Source organism: Priestia sp. JNUCC 25, from assembly GCF_053667915.1.
Window position 1 is genome coordinate 4,278,290 of sequence record NZ_CM132211.1, and the last position, 19,986, is coordinate 4,298,275.

Here is a 19,986-nt window from a genome sequence, read left to right on the forward strand (position 1 = left end):
CCCTCCTATATCTCTGCGTTGTTTAGTACAACCTATGCAAAATAAAGAAGAGTTAGCACAAAAAAACACACAAAAAAGGCAGAGAATGATTCTCTGCCTTTTTTGTGTGTTTGCTTGCTTACACGACCGAATTACGCGCGTGATACGTAGCTGCTATCTGTTGTGTTGATAATTAATACGTCGCCTTCATTTACGAAGAACGGAACGTTTACTGTTAAGCCAGTTTCAACAGTTGCCGGTTTTGTACCGCCAGAAGCTGTGTCACCTTTAATACCAGGTTCAGTTTCTGTTACTTTAAGCTCAACTGTGTTTGGAAGTTCAACACCTAATGTCTCACCTTGGTACATCATAATTGCTACTTCCATATTCTCTTTTAAGAATTTTAGCTCATATTCAATTGCACTTGCCGGAAGCTCTAATTGCTCATAAGACTGGTTGTCCATGAATACGTGCTGATCGCCGCTTGCATATAGATATTGCATTTTACGGTTATCAATTTGGGCTTTTCCTACTTTTTCACCTGCACGGAACGTTTTTTCTTGCACAGCTCCTGTACGAAGGTTACGTAGTTTTGAGCGAACGAATGCAGCGCCTTTACCAGGCTTTACGTGTTGGAAATCCATTACACGCCAAATACCTCCGTCTACTTCTACTGTCAAACCTGTACGAAAATCATTTACTGAAATCATGAAGAAATCCTCCTACATTTTATAAAATAATGAACTCTTTTGATGAGTGCGATAATGCCTCATTACCTTCTGCTGTGACGATCGTATCATCTTCAATACGAACGCCCCCTAAGTCTGGTATGTAAATACCTGGTTCAACGGTTACAATCATACCTGGCTGCAGTACATCTGTAGATTTCACAGAAAGTGATGGGCCTTCATGTACTTCTAACCCTACGCCGTGACCGGTCGAATGTCCAAAATACTGGCCGTATCCGTGTTCTGTAATATAATCACGCGTTAGCGCATCTGCTTCTTTACCCGTCATACCTGCTTTGATGCCGCTCATTCCGTTAAGCTGCGCTTGCAGTACGACATTATAAATTTCTTTTAGCTTATCACTTACTTCACCGACGGCAAATGTTCGTGTGATATCTGAACAGTAACCATTATAGTATGCGCCAAAATCAAGCGTTACAAGTTCGCCTTTTTCAATTACTTTGTCAGAAGCAACACCATGCGGTAAAGCCCCGCGATGCCCTGAAGCAACAATTGTATCAAAAGATGAAGATGTTGCGCCTTGTTTTCTCATAAAGAACTCCAGTTCATTAGATACTTGAAGCTCTGTTAAACCAGGACGAACAAAGGTTAAAATATGTTCATATGCTGCATCTGCTATTTTTGCAGCTTCCTTTAATATCTTAATCTCTGAGTCACTCTTTATCAAGCGTAAGTTTTCGATTGCGTGCGAGATTGGAACAAGTTCGGCGCCGATATGCTTATCAAATAATTGATGCTGTCCATATGTAACATAATTCTGTTCAAAACCAAGCTTTTTAATTCCAAATTGTTTCACTACATTCGCTACTTCTTCTACAATAGGACCCTTGTGCTGAAAGATATCAAAACCTTCTGTTTGACTAGTTGCTTGTTCAACATAACGAAAATCTGTTACAAATGCCGCTTTGTCTTCAGAAATGATAACGACACCAGCAGATCCTGTGAAATTGGTCATATAGCGTCTGTTATATTCACTTGTAATTACAACACCGTCCACATTCAACTTTGAAAACTGTTCGCGTAGTTTTTCGATTTTCATTTTATTTCCCCCTTAATTGTAAAAGTGCCTGCAGGGCAAGCTCGTATCCGTATAAACCTAGCCCGACAATTTGACCATGTGTAACAGGTGCCGTCACCGAATGGTGGCGAAACTCTTCACGCTTATGTACGTTTGAAATATGCACTTCAATAACAGGAACAGATATACTAGCAATCGCATCTCGAATGGCATAACTGTAGTGAGTAAAAGCACCAGGATTGATCATAATCCCATCAAATTTCTCATCCGCTTCATGAATCCAGTCGATAATTACACCTTCGTGATTAGACTGTACGCACTCAACTTCTACCCCATGGTCTCTGCCTGCTCGCTGAAGCTTCTCTTCAAGATTTTGAAGGTTATCTGTCCCATATACCGCTGGTTCGCGTACGCCTAAACGATTTAAATTAGGACCGTTTATTACTAAAATCTTATTCATCTTAATTCAACACTCTCCCCTACTACGAACCCTTTATGCAGCTCACTTATGTGAATTTGCACTTTATTTTTCTTTTTAAATCATTATATAGAATATATTAGCATACGTTGGAACATTCACACTACTTATTCGCCGTTTGAAAATCTGTAGATTCATCTTTTGTTTGAAGCTCTGCAGCTTCAAAAGAAATGGAATATCCGATGAATACACCATATAAAATATAAATACAGAGGGATGAAATAATCGTGTTAGCTGGAAGCTCTCCAATTGTTTTTAAGTTGGGAAAGAGCGGATTCAAAACAACGAATACAATTGCCCACCATAATAAGCCGTAAGCAAAACCTATCCAAATTGTTTTAAACTTCTTTAATAGGACGTAGTATAACAACCCGACAACAATAGATAATACCCCTATAAGAAAAACACTGACGATAACACCTATTCCTTTATCCTTCCAATCACCTAATGCCCATGGATCTAAAAGCATATTTGGATTGATAACACTAAAGCTGAATAGATAATTTAAATAGCCAATAAAGCTCCAGAAAATCCCTCCAAAAAAGGAAATAAAGATGGCTTTAAATAAAAAAGACATTTCCTGTTTATGCGTAGGGTGGTTATCCTGTTTTTTTTCATGCTGTTCTTTAGGTTCTGACATATTAATCACCTCTTGATGTAGTATGAACTTTTTTCTCATTTCCTACTGACTCATTTCTAAGTTTTTACGTTTATTACTCTTCCTATACGCAAGAAGGGAGCCTGATATCAAAGAGACATTTTAAAACTACTTCGCACAGAGTTTCATAAACAAATTTTATAAGTGAAAGGAAAAAAATTCATAACAAGGGTGTGGAGATGAAAAATATTGGCTAAACTAGATAACATGCATCCGCCTAGAGGTTTATTTGATTTTGCTGTAGAATATAAAACACTAAGAAGTCTAGTCTAGTTAAGTTAGGTTGGTGCCTGAAATGTCTAAATTACAAAAACCTGCGTATGGTGGTCAAGCCGTTATAGAAGGTGTCATGTTCGGTGGCAAACGTATGATGGTGACGGCTATTCGCCGCAAAGATCAATCTATTGATTATTTTCATTCAAAAAGAAAATCAAATTCCGTACTCACTGCTTTAAAAAAAATTCCTTTTTTACGAGGAATTGCTGCTATTGTTGAAGCCAGTGCAAACGGTACGCAGCACTTGAACTTTTCCTCTGAACGCTATGACGTGAATCCAGAAGATGATGCTCAAGTAGCAGAAGAACAACAAAAAGAGAAAAAAGAATCAAAACTATCTTTAATATTTGGCGTTGCAACTATTGGTGTAATATCCTTTCTTTTCGGGAAAGTACTATTTACATTGATTCCTGTGTTTTTAGCACAGTTGACACGTCCTGTTTTCACTTCAAGTGTAGCTCAGGTTTTTATTGAAGGAGTATTTAAACTATTATTGCTCCTTGGCTATATTTATGTGATTTCACAAACGCCACTTATTAAACGGGTGTTTCAATATCATGGAGCAGAACACAAGGTCATTAATGCATATGAAAACAATGCTGAACTTACGGTAGAAGCCGTGCAAGCACAATCTCGACTTCATTATCGCTGCGGAAGTAGCTTTATCCTCTTTACCGTAGTTGTAGGAATGTTTGTCTACCTACTCGTTCCAACGGATCCTCTTTGGTTACGAATTGTGGATCGCCTTGCATTAATTCCAGTTGTCCTTGGTTTATCATTTGAAGTGTTACAGTTAACCAATAAAGTTCGTCATGTCCCTCTTCTTCGCTTTTTAGGTTATCCCGGTTTATGGCTTCAGCTTTTAACAACCAAAGAACCAAAAGATGATCAAGTTGAAGTTGCGATTGCTTCATTTAAAGAACTTTTACGCGTTGAAAATGAACTTTCTTCTACCACTGACGAACAAGTTGTCTAATCCACACCGTTTTGCTTTCTTTTTTTACTATTTTAGGAGGTGAACAAAATGAGACGTCCATTCGTGAAACCACTTGTATATGGTCTAATCGGGTTAGGAGTCATTGGCTTTGCATTTACGTTGATTACAGATCCAGCTGTTTTATTACGTCAAGCAGGTTATATTTTTCTGTTTATCATTTTGTTTTACTTAGTTTATCGGTTTATTCTCCGCCCTTCTCAGACAAAAGGTCAAGATAGAGGCTATGTGCGCGCAGTAAAACAATCAAAACTGCGTCAAAAAGAAAAAGAGCGAGGAAGCAACAAAGTTGATATGCATACGTACCGAAGCTCAAATAAGCGCCCGGTATCCAAATCAACGAAACCGCTAAAGAAAAAGAAAAACAACTCACACTTGACCGTCATCGAAGGCAAAAAAGGAAAAAAGAAAAATAGAGCATTCTTTTAAAAAAACAAGGAGAAAAGCCTCCTTGTTTTTTTAATAGCACCATTTTTTCAAAAATGCCCTTGTACGCTTTTTTCCAAACGCAATCAGCTCTTCCTTCCGCTCTTCTGTGAGGGTAAATTCTGTCGCAAAAACTTGATTAACAGGTAAAAAGATAATATTTTTTTCGTGACGTTTTGAAATATGTCTTGCATCGTGCGCATCTTTCATCGTCTCAAAAAGCGCGCTGAATAAACCAACGGCATTTTTAATTTTATTCCGTTCCCTTTCTTCGTCCTTCGGGCTCAGCTTCACACCAATTACCGGTCGCTTCTTAAGACTTTTATCATCATCAAACAGAAAAATTGGAAAGTTGCTTAACACGCCCCCGTCGACTATTAAACTGCTTGGGGTAGATTTTAATTTAACCGGCTCAAAAAAATATGGAATGCTGCAGCTCATTCGAACGGCTCTTGCTACAGAAAAGCGATTCGGGTCGATTTGATATTTAGGCAAATCATCTGGAAGAACAAGCATCGTACTGTTGGTCAAATCTGACGCAATAATACGCAGCGACTGATCAGGCAAATCAGCAAATGTACGAATTCCTCTGCTCCGCAATTTCTCAGAAATCCACTTTTCAAGCCTTTCTCCTTTATACAATCCCATTTTCCAATATAAAAACAGCCACTTTGTCAAGCTTGATGGTAAAAAAGACATTCTTTGATCTAAAAAAGACGATAACTCAATTTCATTCATCATTTCAACAATTTCTTCACTTGTATAACCGGCTGCTACAAATGCACAAATAATGGAACCCGCACTCGTTCCGGCTAACCGCCGAAAGATCAAGCCTTTTTCTTCTAGAGCTTGTAACGCGCCAATCAGTGCAAGCCCTTTAATACCGCCACCTGAAAACACTCCGTCGACGTACACAGCCTCTCCTCCAAACTACCCACTCTACATTTGTAGTCGACTCAGCAACAAGTTATGATAAAAAGAAAAAAGCAGTGACGCTATTGGCCGCTGCTTTCTTCTTATAATTTTTGCTCTTCTTCATTTCGTTTTTGTACATTGCGAAGCTCTTGAATACGGTTATGATTTTCTTCAAAGTATTGAACTAAATCTCCAATTCGATCAATGGAATTCCAGCTTAAATGATGTTCAATTCCTTCTACGTCATCATAAATATTTGTCTCATCTACGCCAATGATGCGCAGCAGCTGCTCTAAAAGCTCATGGCGATAAACAAGACGTTTTCCAATCTTCTGCCCCTTAGCTGTTAAAACAAGGCCTCGATATTTTTCATAAATTAAGTACTCATCTTTGTCTAGCTTTTGAACCATCTTCGTTACAGATGAGGGGTGAACCGCCAATGCATCAGCAATATCAGACACTCGAGCGTATCCTTTATCTTCAATTAGCATATATATTTGTTCAATATAATCTTCCATACTCGGTGTAGGCATGAAATCTCCCCCAATTAATATTATGTATTGCTAATAATAAGTCATAAATGTCTGTTTCTTATAGTGATATCGTGTTCATGTTTGATAATCTATGTGAAAAAAACGTGTAAATAAAGCGATGTCATAAGATAAAACTGGATAAAAGACATTCAATTAAAATCATACTACAATGCTTATTCAAATACAAGAACCGTTCGATCCCGCTTCTTATTTATGCCCCATTTTTATACATAATAAAAGCTGACTCGTTTGAGTCAGCTTTTACTAGTCCATCATGTTCAAAATTAAAGGCCGCATTTCAGCTGTGCACCACAGTTTGTACATGTGTTGCATCCGCCCATTTCTTCTACCGTTCCTTGACGGCAAACCGGACAAGTATTACCTACTTCAGAACCGATTGTTACATCAGTTGAACGAATTTCATTAATTGTATCAACTAGCACAACGTGCGGTTTCGTTTCTTCTTTTGGCGCTTCAATTTCTTCATCAAACGTATTTTCTTCTGCTTTTAGCGTTAAGACTTGTGCATCACGGCTGCCGTCTACGTACACCGTACCGCCTTTTGCTCCGCCTTTATACAGACGCTCGTACACTTTTTGAACTTGCTCTACTGTGTAACCGCGAGGAGCGTTTACTGTTTTACTAATTGAACTGTCAATCCAGCGCTGAATCACACATTGCACGTCCGCGTGAGCTTGTGGTGCAAGTTCCATAGCTGAAATGAACCATTCAGGAAGGTTGTTTGGATCTGCTTCTGGATGCTGATCTAAATACTCTTGAACGATATCAGCTTTTACTTCAATAAATTTACCTAAACGGCCGCTTCGGAAGTATGAGAATGAGAAATAAGGTTCAAGACCCGTTGACACCCCAACCATTGTTCCAGTACTGCCTGTTGGCGCTACTGTTAATAAATGAGAGTTTCGGATACCGTTCTCTTTAATGTTTTCACGAATATCTTCAGGCATTTTTTTCATGAAGCCTGTATTTGTAAATGCTTCACGTAAAGAAGCCGTTTCAGCATCTGTTTCGCCCACTAAGAACGGGAAGCTTCCTTTTTCTTTTCCAAGCTCTACAGACGCACGGTAAGCCGTCGTTGCAATTGTTTCAAACACTTTATCTACTAACTCATTGCCTTTGTCTGAGCCGTACTCTGTTTCACAATAAATAAGAAGATCGTGAAGACCCATTACACCAAGGCCAACGCGGCGTTCGCCAAGAGCTTGCTTTTGGTTTTCTTCTAAGAAATAAGGAGTTGCATCAATAACGTTATCTTGCATTCTAACGCCCGTTTCAACCGTTTGACGTAACTTTTCAAAGTTAACAGTTTTCGTTTCTTTATCTGCCATTTGCGCTAAGTTAACAGCAGCTAAGTTGCAGACAGAGAATGGTGCAAGTGGTTGTTCCAAATTTGTTATCGTAAAGGCTTTTTATCCTCTACCTCTTACGCTTCATATTTACGTAAGTTCAGCATACGTTTTCGTTACAATTATTCAGCCATTTCTTTCAAATACTCTTTCGGAGCTTTAAAATTGTAACGTTGCGGCCTCGTGGAAGCATTATAGTCTGTTATACAGGATCAGCTTCTATGCGTTGCCCCTGACTAAACCTTTACGTTTAGCCTTCGGTTCAGATTCCCATCTCAGGGTTCCTGCTTTATTCCGCAATGTTTTACATGAGGCAAACTATTCACCACATGGATTTGTTGCAACAACGTGCTGACCATATGCTTGAGCATTTGTCATATCATTAGCATTGTCAAAGAAGAAAATGCCTGGTTCAGCTGAGTACGTTGCACAAATATTAATTAAGTTCCATAGCTCTTTCGCACGGATAGTACGGTACGTACGAACTTTGTTTCCTTGTTTTGCCCATTCGCGCACATCGCCTACTTCGTGCCAGTTTTCATTGTAGTTAGCCATTTCTTCTTTTGAATAGCTTTCTACGTCTGGGAAGCGAAGTTCATATTCACCGTCGTTTTCAACAGCATCCATAAAATCTTTTGTTAAGCATACAGAAATGTTTGCTCCTGTTAAAAACTCTGAGTTATGAACGCTGTACGTTCCGCCTGTTTGCAGCTTTTCTTCTGCATCTTTAATGATTTTTTCACTGAACCCACCAAGACCAGGAATTTGTTTATAGTTAATGATTCCTTGGTACATCGCTTCTTCAGACTCTGTTAGCGGCGTGAACTTCAATTTATCTTGCGCATGCTTTTTAATCATTTCGTCATTTGTGTTTTCAATTAAGAAACGTAAAATGCGAGGGTTTTGCATTTTAGAAATGATAAACTCTACAATATCAGGATGCCAGTCGGCAAGCATGATCATTTGAGCCCCACGACGTGACCCACCTTGCTCAACAAGATGCGTCAGTTTAGCAATATCATCTAACCATGAAACCGAACCAGATGATTTGCCGTTTACACCGCGAGCCAGCGTGTTGCGCGGGCGAAGAGTTGAACCATTTGTTCCAACACCGCCTCCGCGGCTCATGATTTCCATTACTTGTTTGCGGTGTTCTGAAATACCTTCACGTGAATCTTTTACATAAGGCATTACATAACAGTTGAAGTACGTTACGTCTGTGTCAGCGCCTGCACCGTAAAGAACGCGGCCAGCTGGTACAAAGTTTAGCTGAACAAGCTCTTGATAGAACTTTTCAAACCACTCTTTACGCTTTTCTTCTGTTTTTTCCACAGAAGCTAAGCCTGTTGCATTACGTTTTGCAATTTGCTCGTAGAAGACCTCTAGAGGCTTTTCAATGACATCCAGCGAACGAGTGATTAACCCGTTTTCTGCTTCTTCGGGCGATAAAGCACCTCTAAACTCATCTTCTACCTTGACAACAGCGGTCTTTTGCTCAAAATTAATGCTTTCCACATAGCCAAGTCCTCGTGCTGGAAATTTTGGATCTTCTTTTACAGTTAGAACAACAAAATCTCCTTCTGATAACGTTAATTTTTCCGTATCTTTAAAAGCATAGCGGTCTAACATTACCAATCTTGAAACACCTTTATGAGTCAACTTCATATTCGGTGTAATCGGATGTACTTGCGGAAAGCGTTCAATATCTGAATTGAGCTTTTCAACATTCATATTCACTTTTTGATTTAACAAAACAGTCATTCTCACAACTCCTTACCTATCGAACATCTATAAATTTATTAACTCTTTTTCCTTTTAAAGGAAAAAGAGTTTTTCAATCAACTATCAATAACTTACCACAGGGCTTGGACGAATTCAATATATAGTATTTGACACTTATCCAAACATCTACATATAGAAGGGTGTCAAGTGAAATATTTTTTTTTTCGTAAAAAAAGTGTTTGACTTTTCTTCCCTATGTATTCTATCAGCCAAGAATTATTTCTAAAAATTCCAATAAAAAGTGCAACTTATAAGAAGTTGCACTTTTATCTATTTCCCATCGGCATCCGTTTAGCGCTTAAAGTTCCATTCATCCGATCCGTACTTTGTGCGCGCTAGTTCTTCTACGTATGCTTCCTCTTCTTCAGACAGTGTATACGGTTCTAAATCGATATCAAGAGCCGAAGCAAATCCTTTATAAAACGCTTTTTTTGCTTCTTCAATAGAGATTTTGCGGCCAGCAATTGCATTGATGGCTACCGCTTTAGAACGGAATGCGCGCTGCATTCTTTCTTTCACGCGATCATTTGGATAATTAAACACGCTGAATAATTTATCTTCATCAATCTCTAACAGAATAGAGCCGTGCTGTAGAATAACTCCTTTTTGTCTGGTTTGGGCACTTCCAGCAATTTTGCGGCCCTCTACAACTAGTTCATACCAAGAAGGAGCATCAAAACATACGGACGAACGAGGGTTTTTTAAGCTATTTTTTTCTTCTTCTGAACGAGGAATAGCAAAATAAGCCTCGAGCCCTAACGAACGAAATCCTTCCAGTAAACCTTCAGAGATTACGCGATATGCTTCTGTAACTGTCTTAGGCATGTTAGGATACTCTTCAGATACAATTACGCTGTAAGTAAGCTCTTCATCGTGAAGCACGCCCCTGCCGCCCGTTGGACGTCTTACAAAGCCTAGTCCTAATTCTTTTACTTTATCAAAGTTAATTTCTTTTTCAGCTTTTTGAAAATAACCGATTGACAGCGTTGGAGGGTTCCATCCGTAAAAACGAATCGTAGGTGGAATTTCTCCTTTACTATGCCATTCTAATAACGCTTCATCTAACGCCATATTGTAATAAGGCGAACGGTTGTTGGAATCAATAAATCTCCACTTTGCTTTCATCTACCTCATCCTCAGCTATATGTAATATAAAAAATAAATCCGTTTTTTAGTCTACCAAAAGATTGAGCTAAGGAAAAGCAAAGAGCAACATAAAACTGTGAATTCAAATGTGGTAGTTTTTTCATTTTCGGGAAGAAATCCGCTAGATTCAAGGCAAAATCGCTTTACTTCTAATTTCATTCACTTATATAATAAGAGTATGGATTTTGTCGAAGAAAGGAAGAATCAGCATGTCAGCAATTACAGCAGTACTCATTTTACTTGGAGTAATTATCATATACTCTGTCGTTATGTTCTTTTACCAACGTCGCATTATGAAAACGTTAACTGAAGAAGAATTCCGCACCGGCTACCGCAAGGCACAGCTAGTTGATATTCGTGAACCGAATGAATTTGAAAACGGACATATTTTAGGCGCACGAAATATTCCTCTTTCACAGTTCCGTATGCGCATTAAAGAATTTCGTCCAGATCAGCCTGTCTACATCTATTGTCAAAGCGGAATGCGCACAGGACGTGCAGCACAAATGCTTCGTCGCCACGGTGTTCAAGAAATCTATGATTTAAAAGGCGGCTTCAAAATGTGGAACGGTAAAGTAAAAAAGAAAAAATAATGGTATGTATATAGAAAAACCTCGCCTTTGGGCGAGGTTTTTTGTTAGACGTTTTGAACAGCCTGTTCTTTCTGATAGCGAAGAACTGGCTTTCTCGCTGCCAGCGTTTCATCAAGGCGCTTCACAACCGTTGTATGCGGAGCTTCCTGTACGACTTCAGGCGTTTCTTCTGCTTCTTTTGCAATTTGAATCATCGCATCGATAAACGCATCTAGCGTTTCTTTCGACTCCGTTTCCGTTGGTTCGATCATCATGCACTCTTCTACGATAAGCGGGAAGTAGATAGTTGGCGGATGATAGCCAAAATCAAGCAGTCGTTTCGCAATATCCAATGTGCGCACGCCCAGCTTTTTCTGACGTTTTCCTGATAAAACAAATTCGTGCTTACAGTGACGGTCAAACGGAAGCTCATAGTGTTCTGCTAAACGACGCATCATATAGTTGGCATTTAGCACAGCGTTTTCCGTCACGGCTTTTAAGCCGTCTGGACCCATTGAACGAATATACGTATAAGCGCGAACGTTGATACCGAAGTTGCCGTAAAACGGCTTTACGCGTCCAATTGACTGAGGACGGTTATAGTCAAAGTGATAGCCTTGTTCTGTTTTCACAAGCACTGGTTTAGGCAAATACGGAATTAAATCTGCTTTTACCCCTACCGGACCAGAGCCAGGACCGCCTCCTCCATGAGGGCCTGTAAACGTTTTATGAAGGTTTAAATGCACAACGTCAAACCCCATATCTCCAGGACGGGCTTTACTTAATACTGCGTTTAAATTTGCACCATCATAATAAAGCTTTCCACCTGCTGCGTGAACAATTTCAGCCATTTCTAAAATATCTTCTTCAAATAACCCTAGCGTATTTGGGTTTGTTAACATTAAAGCGGCTGTATCTTCTCCTACTACGCGGCGTAAATCCTCTAAGTCCACTAAACCATGTTCGTTTGATTTTACCGTTACCGTTTCAAATCCCGCAACTGTTGCCGAAGCCGGGTTCGTTCCGTGAGCTGAGTCTGGAACAATGACTTTTGTTCGCTGCGTCTCACCATTTGCTTCATGATAAGCACGGATCATCATAAGCCCGGTCCACTCGCCGTGAGCACCTGCTGCTGGCTGAAGTGTTACTTCATCCATTCCTGTAATTTCTGTTAAATGCTCTTGTAAATCATATAAAAGTTCGAGAGCACCTTGAACCGTTTGCTCATCTTGAAGCGGATGAATATGCGCAAACCCAGCAATGCGTGCTGCTTGTTCATTCACTTTTGGATTATATTTCATCGTACATGAACCAAGCGGATAAAACCCTGAGTCTACTCCGTGATTTCGTTTTGAAAGCGCGGTGTAATGACGCATAATATCGAGTTCTGATACTTCAGGAAGCTCAGGAGCTTTGGTACGCACATACGCTTTTCCAAGCAGTTCTTCAGCATTTACTTGCGGCACATCTAACTCTGGCAATGAATAGCCGATTCGCCCTTCTTTACTGCTTTCAAAAATAAGTGATTGATTTTGATTAAGCATGAAGATCCCCCAATTCATTTACAAGTTGGTCAATTTCCTCTTTTGTACGGAGCTCTGTAAAAGCAAGCAGCATGTGATTTTCAAGCGCTTGGTTATCACGGCTAAGATCATAACCGCCAATTATTTTTGATGCTAATAAATGATTGTTTGCTTCTGTTACCGAAACAGGAAGCTTCACGACTAATTCGTTAAAAAACGGTCCTTCAAATGCTACATTTATCCCTTTTGCCTTTAACGCTTCATATGCATAATGCGTTTTTGATAAGTTTTGCAGCGCCATTTCTTTTACACCTTGCTTGCCTAAAGCTGTCATTGCAACTGATGCCGCTAAAGCATTTAACGCTTGATTTGAACAAATGTTAGACGTCGCTTTATCGCGGCGTATATGCTGTTCACGCGCTTGAAGGGTTAAAACAAACCCTCGCTTACCGTTTTCATCTACCGTTTGCCCTACTAATCGTCCTGGAATTTTCCGCATAAGCTTAGACGTAGTTGCAAAGTATCCGCAGTGCGGTCCTCCAAATTGACTTGGAATACCAAATGGCTGTGCATCTCCAATGACAATATCAGCTCCGAATTCTCCAGGGGGCGTAAGTAAACCTAATGATAAAGGATTGCTTGAAACCACAAACATGCACTTTTCTTGATGAGTAATTTCTTCAATTTCTTTTAACGGCTCGATTTGTCCGTAGAAATTTGGGTATTGGACAATAACAGCTGCCACGTCACTCCCCATCTCTTTTTCCAATGCAATCATATCTGTTACTCCGTCTGCTGCAGGGATTTCTACCACTTCAATGTATTGACCCTTCGCATACGTTTTTAACACATCTTTTGACTCAGGGTGAACAGCCGCAGAGACAAGTACTTTTTTCTTTTTTGTTTGACCCGCACTGAGCATAGCGGCTTCTGCTAAAGCAGTTCCTCCGTCATACATAGAAGAATTAGCCACGTCCATCCCCGTTAACTCACAAATCATTGTTTGAAATTCAAAGATGGCCTGAAGTTCTCCTTGAGAAATTTCTGGTTGATACGGAGTATAGGCCGTATAAAATTCCGAACGAGAAATAACATGATCAACAATAACCGGCATGTAATGATCGTAAACTCCTGCTCCTAAAAAAGAAGCATAGTCTTTTAAATGAGCATTTTTAGCAGCCATACTATTTAATTCTTTTAACAGCTGAGGCTCTGAAGCCGCTTTTTTAATATTGTATTCTCCTTGAAAACGAACGCGCTGCGGAATATCTGAAAATAAATCATCAACAGATGAAACACCAATTGCTGCTAACATTTGCTGCTGATCTTGTTCTGTCATTGGTAAATAGCGATGTAACATGTTAAATTCCTCCCCAAAGCTTACTTTGAACGTTTATAAAAAGGTGTTGAAACCACTTTTGCTTTTAAGCGTTTTTTTCGAACCTGCACTTCTACTTCCTGACCAAGCTCTGAATACTCTGCTGACAATAGCGCTAAACCGATGTTTTTCTTTAATGTCGGTGACTGTGTACCTGTTGTCACAAATCCAATTTGTTCTTCATCTGCAAATACTTCGTAACCGTGTCTTGGTATACCTTTATCAATCATTTCAATTCCTACCAGTTTACGAGGTGCCCCGCTTTCACGCTGTTCTTTTAACACTTCTTTTCCAATAAAGCTGTCTTTGTTCGTTTTTACTGCAAATCCAATTCGAGCTTCAATGGGCGTAATATCTTTTGAAAGCTCTTGGCCATATAAAGCCAAAGTAGCTTCAAAACGAAGCGTATCGCGAGCTCCTAATCCGCAAGGCAGCACACCTTCATCACTGCCTGCTTCTAAAATAGCCGTCCACAAGTGAGAGGCGTCAGCTGAAGAACAATAAATTTCAAAGCCGTCTTCCCCGGTGTACCCAGTACGTGAAACGAGAGCTTTTACATTCGCTACTTCTACATCATCAGCAAATGTAAATGGCTTTAATAAAGATAAATTTTCGTTCGTTAACGTTTGTAAAACTTTTTCTGCTACAGGACCTTGTAAAGCTAGCTGCGCAGTTTCATCAGACTGATTAACGAGCGTTACATCTCCTTGTTTGTGAGACACCAGCCACTCATAGTCTTTTTGAATATTAGCAGCGTTTACGACTAGCAAATACTCTTGATCTGCTTTTTTATAAATCAGCAAATCATCTACCGTGCCTCCGTCTTCATAACACATAGCCGTATACTGTGCTTTTCCATCTACGAGGGTAGAAACGTCATTTGTCATCGTGTGCTGAAGAAAAGCTAAGCTATCAGCTCCTGTTACAAGAATTTCTCCCATATGAGAGACATCAAAAAGGCCTGCCTTTGTACGTACAGCTTCATGCTCTTCTTTAATAGAAGAAAATTGAACGGGAAGAGCCCATCCTCCAAAATCAATTGTTTTGGCACCATATTTTTGATAGGTATCATAAAGCGGCGTTTTGTGTAATTCTGTTGTCATATTTATGTCCTCCTCTTTTTCACGTGAAACTTTTCATAACGGGGAGTTTTCAAATAGTGTGGGGATCACTACGTATCCAAACAAAAAAGGACAGAAAACCCCCTACTGTATTTAGTAGGAAGTCTCTGTCCTTTTCACCTGAAAGTTTACCTATAAACGAATAGGTTTGCCTCGTGGGTGGTCTATAAACGCATAGACACTCTCCAGAGCTGCGTCAAACAAGAGTCTTTTTGCCTGAGAGATTCACAATTTTATTGCTTGCTCCTTCGGCGCTACATTCAAGTAGTCTCTCCCCGTGTCGTCATTCGCTTCTATAAAGTTGGTAAAGTTGGGCATACTACTGAAAGATGTATCTATCTTTATTCACACAATCATTTGTAAAGTGCTAATCTATTTTCTTTTTCAAATTTTCTAAATATATTTTTATCCTACCTGATTCTTATCATTTGTTCAATAAAAATTTTTTACAAAGGAGCATTTTTATCATGAAAGTGAAATTAAACATCGATGAAACATGGGAAGCAGCCTTCTCAACTAAATTGGAGCAAGACGGCCCTTGGTCTGCATGGGATTTGTATAAACTTGCCTATGAAATAGAAGACCAAACGCTTATCTCAGAATTTGAAGGACTACAAAGCCCAAAACATCTAGCTGATTTAACGCCGCTTCCTCATCAGCTCGAAGTAGCCAAACAAGTAGTTGAAACAATGAATGGGAAAGCCATTTTAGCAGATGAAGTAGGACTGGGGAAAACGATTGAAGCAGGGTTAATTTTGAAGGAATATATGATTCGCGGACTTGTTAAAAAAGTTCTCATTTTAGTTCCAGCTTCGCTTGTTTCACAGTGGGCTATGGAATTGAATCAAAAATTTTATATTCCCGCAGTCCCTCAAAGAAAATCATATGTGTGGGATCAGTGTGACATCGTTGTGTCTTCAATTGATACAGCAAAACGTTCTCCTCATCGAGAAATTGTGCTTGAACAAGACTACGACCTCATCATCATTGATGAAGCTCATAAACTTAAAAACAACAAAACAAAAAACTATGAATTTGTGCAAAGTCTAAAAAAGAAATTTTGTCTGTTGCTAACCGCAACACCGATTCAAAATCGAATTGAAGAAATTTTTAACTTGGTCTCTCTTTTAAAGCCTGGCCATCTCGGCAATAAAGACTATTTCGAAGAATTATTTTCCGCTAAAAAACGCTCTTTGCAAAACGATGAACACTTAAAAGAGCTTGTTAACAAAGTTATGATTCGAAATCGCCGCCACGATACGGGTATCGAATGGACGAAGCGAATTGTTCAAACCATTCCTGTTGAATTCTCGCCAAAAGAACGCGAGCTGTACGATGCGATTACGTCTTTTAAAGGAAACGGACTGCACCCTTCAAGCGCTTTTTCAATTTTAACCCTGCAGCGAGAGGCCTGCAGCAGCCGTGAAGCGGTGTATATGACATTAAAAAACATGCTTGAACGTCAGGAAGATCAAAACAGCGCATTAACGGAACATATGATCACTCCGTTAATGGAACTACTTCAGCAAGTGCCGCAAAATGCAAAAGCAGAAAAAGTGCTAGAGCTCGTTCAGAAAATTGATGATAAAGTCATTATTTTTACTGAGTACAGAGCAACTCAACTGTATTTACAGTGGTATTTAAAACAGCATGGAATTACCTCTGTACCTTTTAGAGGCGGATTTAAGCGAGGTAAAAAAGACTGGATGAAGCAACTTTTTGAAAGCCACGCGCAAGTATTTATTGCCACTGAAGCAGGCGGAGAAGGAATCAACCTTCAGTTTTGTCATCATATCATTAACTATGATCTTCCGTGGAATCCAATGCGTCTAGAACAGCGAATTGGAAGGGTCCATCGTTTAGGTCAAAAACATGATGTTCACATTTACAATTTAGCCATTCAACATACGGTCGAAGAACATATTTTAAAATTGTTATACGAAAAAATAAACCTTTTTGAACGAGTTGTTGGAGAGCTAGATGATATTTTAACAAAGCTTGATTTAAAAAATATCGAAGAGCATATTCAGGATATTTTATTTCATTCGCGGAGTGAAGGAGAAATAAAAATCAAAATGGAGAACTTGACGTCTATTATTCAATACGAAGACAGCGAGGAGGATCAGCATGCAGCAAACTGATATTCATCAATTTTTAAAGCGTTATTTTCTAGCTAATAATTGTTCTATTGTCACAGAAACATCTTCTTACCTGACGGTTCAATTAACGATTGAACTCGATAAAGAATTGATGAATCGTCCATTTTATTGGCACTATATTGAAAAGACGGGAGGAGAAGCAACTCCTGCTTCGCTCACTTTCATTACAGATCCAGCATTTGAAGACGATTCCGTTCAAGGAGAACGAATTCATTTCGGTTCACCTAGGCTGCACCAAATTTTCGCTTCTACTCAAAAACTAGGCGGGTTTATTCACTTGTATGAACAAGTTGCATCAGCTCAGCCAACAAATCAGCCTTTACACCCTTGGCTTGCATTAAATATTAAAGTCTCGTACAAATGCGATCGTAAAAAAGATGAGCTCTTGTCGCTTGGCATTAATTTAATCAATGGACAGATTATTGAATCATTTCATGAATTAATCATTAATCAAAATTTGTCATCTAAAATCTCAGACTATTGCTTTACTCTCTCACCTTTTATTAAACCTAAAAGTGCCATCGCACGACTCACATCATATGTGACTGACTATGTTAAAGCTCAGCCAACTGAATGGGCTGAAAAAGCGCAGGAGAGATGGTATGAAGACTTAGCGCTTCTTGATCATTTTTACGAAACAGCAGAAGAGCTGCCAGAAATATATATGACCGAAAAAACAGCGCTTCAAGAACTGTACGAGCCGACTATCTTGTTTAAGTTTATAAACGGTGGCTTATTTTACATATCTCCTGAAACGATGTCTCGTCAATTTAACAAAACACAAGCCGGTTAAAAAAAAGATGAGCATATGATATGCTCATCTTTCTTTTTTCTTTCGATACCACAGCATAAACGACAGCGGAATCATTCCAAACCATCTGTTTGCAAAAGGTGCTCGCTCTTCTTTTTTTTGAATTTTTTTCGTTTTCCTCTCTTCTTTTGGCTGATCCATATATTGTACAAATTGCTGAGTCATATATTTTACATAATCATTCGTTTTCATATAATCATCTCCTCAGCACTATTATATCCGGAGAGAAAGAGACTTAATCCGTCCACTTCACAATGTGCTGATCCTTTTTTTGAATATATGCCGTTTCCGTCAATGCTCTTCCTTGCAATGTTTGACACTTTATTTTTAGGATGATCATCTGTTCATCTTCACTTACTACTTCGTATGAAACCGTACCAGTTTCTAATACTAAAGATGCAGATGGAGATTTATTATGTTCTTTTATTTCTTTTTTTACATGTACAACCGCGTTTTCTAAAAGATGCTGCAGACGATTTTTCTGCTCTACTTCTTGATAAAATGAACTTTTCGTCACAAAATAAGTGGTTTGCTGAGCTACTAACAGAAGAAAAAGCGCACAAAATGCCAAAACAACTGGGAGAATAAATCCTTGCTCATTATGTTTCATGAGCAAGCATCAAAAACGTCGTAATGGTTTCTTCTCTAACTTTGTTAACACCGTCTGTTGAACGAATCAAAAGCCTTTCTGTTTGCTGTTCATACATAATATTCTTAATGTGCTGCAGCACAACTTCATGACCGCTTTCATCCACTCGTCTTCTTATCTTGTCTTCGTAGCGTTCATAAGTGATGATCTGATTATTTTCCATTTTCAACGTAAGCGTAGTCGCATTAATTCCCACTTCTTTTGCTTCTCGATATTCCATAGCAAGTTGATTCACAAAAATTTCCCACTCCATTTCATTCATACTAAAATCCGGATTATATGTTTGCTTAGCTAGCGGAATGATAATGGGGAAAAATGAAACAATGATCAAAAAAAGAGTAAAACTGACTAACATCTCTACAAGCGTAAAGCCTTTTTCCCTTTTCACTTCAACATCACATCACACTTCTTTTTCATTTTCTCAGCGGAATCTGTCCATTCTACACAAAGCTTTTGAGCACTTTCTCCGTTCCACTTCAGATAAAACGCAACGTTTTCTTTTACGATTTTTTCTCGCCGTTTATATCCTGCTTCATATTTATATTTCAATAGCTCTTCGTGCAAGATAGCATCAGCTTGATACGAAATATATTGCTTCTTTTCTGCTTCCTTCATCTGAACATACAAAGGAATAATTGTACCGGTTAGGAGTAAAAGCATGCTAAATGAAACAAGCATTTCTAACAAGGTGTAGCCCTGCTGACCCTTACATCTTGTCCACATAAAAACGCCCTCTGCCTATTTGAAAAGTAACTTTATATTTAAATTTTTGATTGCTGATAAAAATGGTCTTCGCTTGAGAAATATTGCCGTTTTTGTTGTATTGTATCGTGGAATTGCCGCTTCCAAACGTGATATGAATGGTGGAGTCATAGGCGCGCTTATAAAGAACGGCACGAGAATCAGAAACAATATATTCTGTTCCCTTCGGTGCGAAGTTAATTTTAATTGGAGATTCTCGGTTCATTGCTGTTTGCTGCACATAAAACGTGTCGCTTTGCAGCTGTCGCAAAAATAATGTGATTTTGTAATATTCCACAAGCGGACGAATGGCTACAATAATGGAAAACATCATCACTTGCACAATAAATAAAACCATCAGCATCTCAATGAGGGTAAATCCTTTTTGCTTAAGAAGAACCACTAGCTGTAACCTTTCCGGTACCGTCAATTTGAATGGCTTGACCATTTGGACACACGGTGCCTTCTTTTAAGTAGCCTCCTGCTTCAAGCTCTTCTAGACTTGGTTTTTCGCCATTTTCAAGTTCGTATACTTGTACCTCAGCCTCTACGGTTTTGACAAGAGCTGAGCAGCCTTTGTTGTTAATAACCGTATTATGCTTTAATACATTTGGAATCATAATGAGCAAAAGCACGGTAATAACGAGCATAACAATGAGCATTTCAATAAGGGTAAATCCTTTATCACCTTTTAGAATCATATTCTTTCAC

General features: G+C 39.0%; 21 protein-coding genes, 2 pseudogenes and 1 riboswitch. Of the genes and pseudogenes, 5 read left to right on the forward strand and 18 right to left on the reverse strand.

Annotated features, from left to right (window positions below; genetic code table 11):
- Window positions 1-131: 131 nt before the first annotated feature.
- The 4 genes from efp to JNUCC25_RS22460 all read right to left on the reverse strand — a co-directional run bounded on the left by efp (window position 132) and on the right by JNUCC25_RS22460 (window position 2,864).
- Window positions 132-689, reverse strand: a complete 558-nt coding sequence (gene efp, locus JNUCC25_RS22445; protein WP_013059155.1) for an elongation factor P — start codon at window positions 687-689, stop codon at window positions 132-134.
- A 19-nt stretch (window positions 690-708) separates the two neighbouring features.
- Window positions 709-1,767: a M24 family metallopeptidase gene (locus tag JNUCC25_RS22450; protein ID WP_013059156.1), complete on the reverse strand. Its 1,059-nt coding sequence runs from the start codon at window positions 1,765-1,767 to the stop codon at window positions 709-711.
- 1 nt (window position 1,768) lies between these two features.
- On the reverse strand, window positions 1,769-2,206 hold the full coding sequence (gene aroQ / locus JNUCC25_RS22455) for a type II 3-dehydroquinate dehydratase (RefSeq protein WP_013059157.1): 438 nt from the start codon (window positions 2,204-2,206) through the stop codon (window positions 1,769-1,771).
- A gap of 121 nt (window positions 2,207-2,327) precedes the next feature.
- Window positions 2,328-2,864, reverse strand: a complete 537-nt coding sequence (locus JNUCC25_RS22460) for a YqhR family membrane protein (protein WP_029320228.1) — start codon at window positions 2,862-2,864, stop codon at window positions 2,328-2,330.
- Window positions 2,865-3,177: 313 nt separating this feature from the next.
- Here JNUCC25_RS22460 and JNUCC25_RS22465 point away from each other — a divergent pair, with 313 nt between their 5' ends.
- Both JNUCC25_RS22465 and JNUCC25_RS22470 read left to right on the forward strand, forming a co-directional pair.
- Window positions 3,178-4,134, forward strand: coding sequence for a DUF1385 domain-containing protein (locus tag JNUCC25_RS22465; protein ID WP_013085002.1), 957 nt, complete (start codon window positions 3,178-3,180; stop codon window positions 4,132-4,134).
- A 48-nt stretch (window positions 4,135-4,182) separates the two neighbouring features.
- The gene (locus JNUCC25_RS22470; protein WP_013059160.1) at window positions 4,183-4,581 is read left to right on the forward strand and encodes an SA1362 family protein; all 399 of its coding nucleotides are present in this window, start codon (window positions 4,183-4,185) and stop codon (window positions 4,579-4,581) included.
- Between the two features lie 30 nt (window positions 4,582-4,611).
- Here the strand turns inward: JNUCC25_RS22470 and JNUCC25_RS22475 are convergent, their stop codons facing one another.
- The 5 genes and pseudogenes from JNUCC25_RS22475 to JNUCC25_RS22495 all read right to left on the reverse strand — a co-directional run bounded on the left by JNUCC25_RS22475 (window position 4,612) and on the right by JNUCC25_RS22495 (window position 10,300).
- Entirely contained in the window at window positions 4,612-5,493 is an 882-nt protein-coding gene (locus JNUCC25_RS22475) for a patatin-like phospholipase family protein (RefSeq protein WP_013059161.1), read from the reverse strand.
- Between the two features lie 101 nt (window positions 5,494-5,594).
- Window positions 5,595-6,026 (reverse strand): transcriptional regulator MntR, encoded by a 432-nt coding sequence (mntR, locus tag JNUCC25_RS22480; protein ID WP_013059162.1) that lies wholly within the window; start codon window positions 6,024-6,026, stop codon window positions 5,595-5,597.
- Between the two features lie 284 nt (window positions 6,027-6,310).
- Window positions 6,311-7,432 (reverse strand): annotated as a pseudogene (locus JNUCC25_RS22485) (ribonucleoside-diphosphate reductase); the annotation flags it as partial.
- Between the two features lie 285 nt (window positions 7,433-7,717).
- Window positions 7,718-9,154, reverse strand: a pseudogene (locus JNUCC25_RS22490) (vitamin B12-dependent ribonucleotide reductase); the annotation flags it as partial.
- 312 nt (window positions 9,155-9,466) lie between these two features.
- Window positions 9,467-10,300 (reverse strand): lipoate--protein ligase family protein, encoded by an 834-nt coding sequence (locus JNUCC25_RS22495; RefSeq protein WP_013059163.1) that lies wholly within the window; start codon window positions 10,298-10,300, stop codon window positions 9,467-9,469.
- A 230-nt stretch (window positions 10,301-10,530) separates the two neighbouring features.
- Between JNUCC25_RS22495 and JNUCC25_RS22500 the strand changes: the two genes are divergently transcribed.
- Window positions 10,531-10,914 (forward strand): rhodanese-like domain-containing protein, encoded by a 384-nt coding sequence (locus JNUCC25_RS22500; protein ID WP_013059164.1) that lies wholly within the window; start codon window positions 10,531-10,533, stop codon window positions 10,912-10,914.
- A gap of 44 nt (window positions 10,915-10,958) precedes the next feature.
- On the opposite strand, the gene gcvPB is transcribed toward JNUCC25_RS22500, so the two are convergent.
- Genes gcvPB through gcvT form a run of 3 tightly spaced genes read right to left on the reverse strand, consistent with a single transcriptional unit; the run spans window position 10,959 to window position 14,897 of the window.
- Entirely contained in the window at window positions 10,959-12,437 is a 1,479-nt protein-coding gene (gene gcvPB / locus JNUCC25_RS22505; protein WP_013059165.1) for an aminomethyl-transferring glycine dehydrogenase subunit GcvPB, read from the reverse strand.
- Window positions 12,430-13,776 carry an aminomethyl-transferring glycine dehydrogenase subunit GcvPA gene (gene gcvPA / locus JNUCC25_RS22510; RefSeq protein WP_029320219.1) on the reverse strand — a complete coding sequence of 449 codons (1,347 nt, stop codon included), beginning with the start codon at window positions 13,774-13,776 and terminating at the stop codon, window positions 12,430-12,432. Before gcvPA ends, gcvPB begins: the two co-directional genes overlap by 8 nt.
- 20 nt (window positions 13,777-13,796) lie before the next feature.
- Entirely contained in the window at window positions 13,797-14,897 is a 1,101-nt protein-coding gene (gene gcvT / locus JNUCC25_RS22515) for a glycine cleavage system aminomethyltransferase GcvT (protein WP_029320217.1), read from the reverse strand.
- Between the two features lie 212 nt (window positions 14,898-15,109).
- Window positions 15,110-15,202: riboswitch (glycine riboswitch) on the reverse strand.
- A gap of 180 nt (window positions 15,203-15,382) precedes the next feature.
- Between gcvT and JNUCC25_RS22520 the strand changes: the two genes are divergently transcribed.
- Both JNUCC25_RS22520 and JNUCC25_RS22525 read left to right on the forward strand, forming a co-directional pair.
- Window positions 15,383-17,056, forward strand: coding sequence for a DEAD/DEAH box helicase (locus tag JNUCC25_RS22520; protein ID WP_014458233.1), 1,674 nt, complete (start codon window positions 15,383-15,385; stop codon window positions 17,054-17,056).
- Window positions 17,043-17,867, forward strand: coding sequence for a YqhG family protein (locus JNUCC25_RS22525; protein WP_013059169.1), 825 nt, complete (start codon window positions 17,043-17,045; stop codon window positions 17,865-17,867). The genes JNUCC25_RS22520 and JNUCC25_RS22525 overlap by 14 nt, the downstream gene beginning before the upstream one ends.
- A gap of 24 nt (window positions 17,868-17,891) precedes the next feature.
- On the opposite strand, the gene JNUCC25_RS22530 is transcribed toward JNUCC25_RS22525, so the two are convergent.
- Genes JNUCC25_RS22530 through comGC form a run of 6 tightly spaced genes read right to left on the reverse strand, consistent with a single transcriptional unit; the run spans window position 17,892 to window position 19,976 of the window.
- The gene (locus JNUCC25_RS22530; protein WP_013059170.1) at window positions 17,892-18,077 is read right to left on the reverse strand and encodes a YqzE family protein; all 186 of its coding nucleotides are present in this window, start codon (window positions 18,075-18,077) and stop codon (window positions 17,892-17,894) included.
- 43 nt (window positions 18,078-18,120) lie between these two features.
- Window positions 18,121-18,495: a competence type IV pilus minor pilin ComGG gene (gene comGG, locus JNUCC25_RS22535; protein WP_013059171.1), complete on the reverse strand. Its 375-nt coding sequence runs from the start codon at window positions 18,493-18,495 to the stop codon at window positions 18,121-18,123.
- On the reverse strand, window positions 18,485-18,922 hold the full coding sequence (gene comGF / locus JNUCC25_RS22540; RefSeq protein ID WP_029320214.1) for a competence type IV pilus minor pilin ComGF: 438 nt from the start codon (window positions 18,920-18,922) through the stop codon (window positions 18,485-18,487). The genes comGG and comGF overlap by 11 nt, the downstream gene beginning before the upstream one ends.
- Window positions 18,919-19,257, reverse strand: coding sequence for a type II secretion system protein (locus tag JNUCC25_RS22545; RefSeq protein WP_064472129.1), 339 nt, complete (start codon window positions 19,255-19,257; stop codon window positions 18,919-18,921). Before JNUCC25_RS22545 ends, comGF begins: the two co-directional genes overlap by 4 nt.
- On the reverse strand, window positions 19,241-19,678 hold the full coding sequence (gene comGD, locus JNUCC25_RS22550) for a competence type IV pilus minor pilin ComGD (RefSeq protein ID WP_057233454.1): 438 nt from the start codon (window positions 19,676-19,678) through the stop codon (window positions 19,241-19,243). The genes JNUCC25_RS22545 and comGD overlap by 17 nt, the downstream gene beginning before the upstream one ends.
- On the reverse strand, window positions 19,665-19,976 hold the full coding sequence (gene comGC, locus JNUCC25_RS22555) for a competence type IV pilus major pilin ComGC (protein WP_013059175.1): 312 nt from the start codon (window positions 19,974-19,976) through the stop codon (window positions 19,665-19,667). The genes comGD and comGC overlap by 14 nt, the downstream gene beginning before the upstream one ends.
- Between the last annotated feature and the right edge of the window lie 10 nt (window positions 19,977-19,986).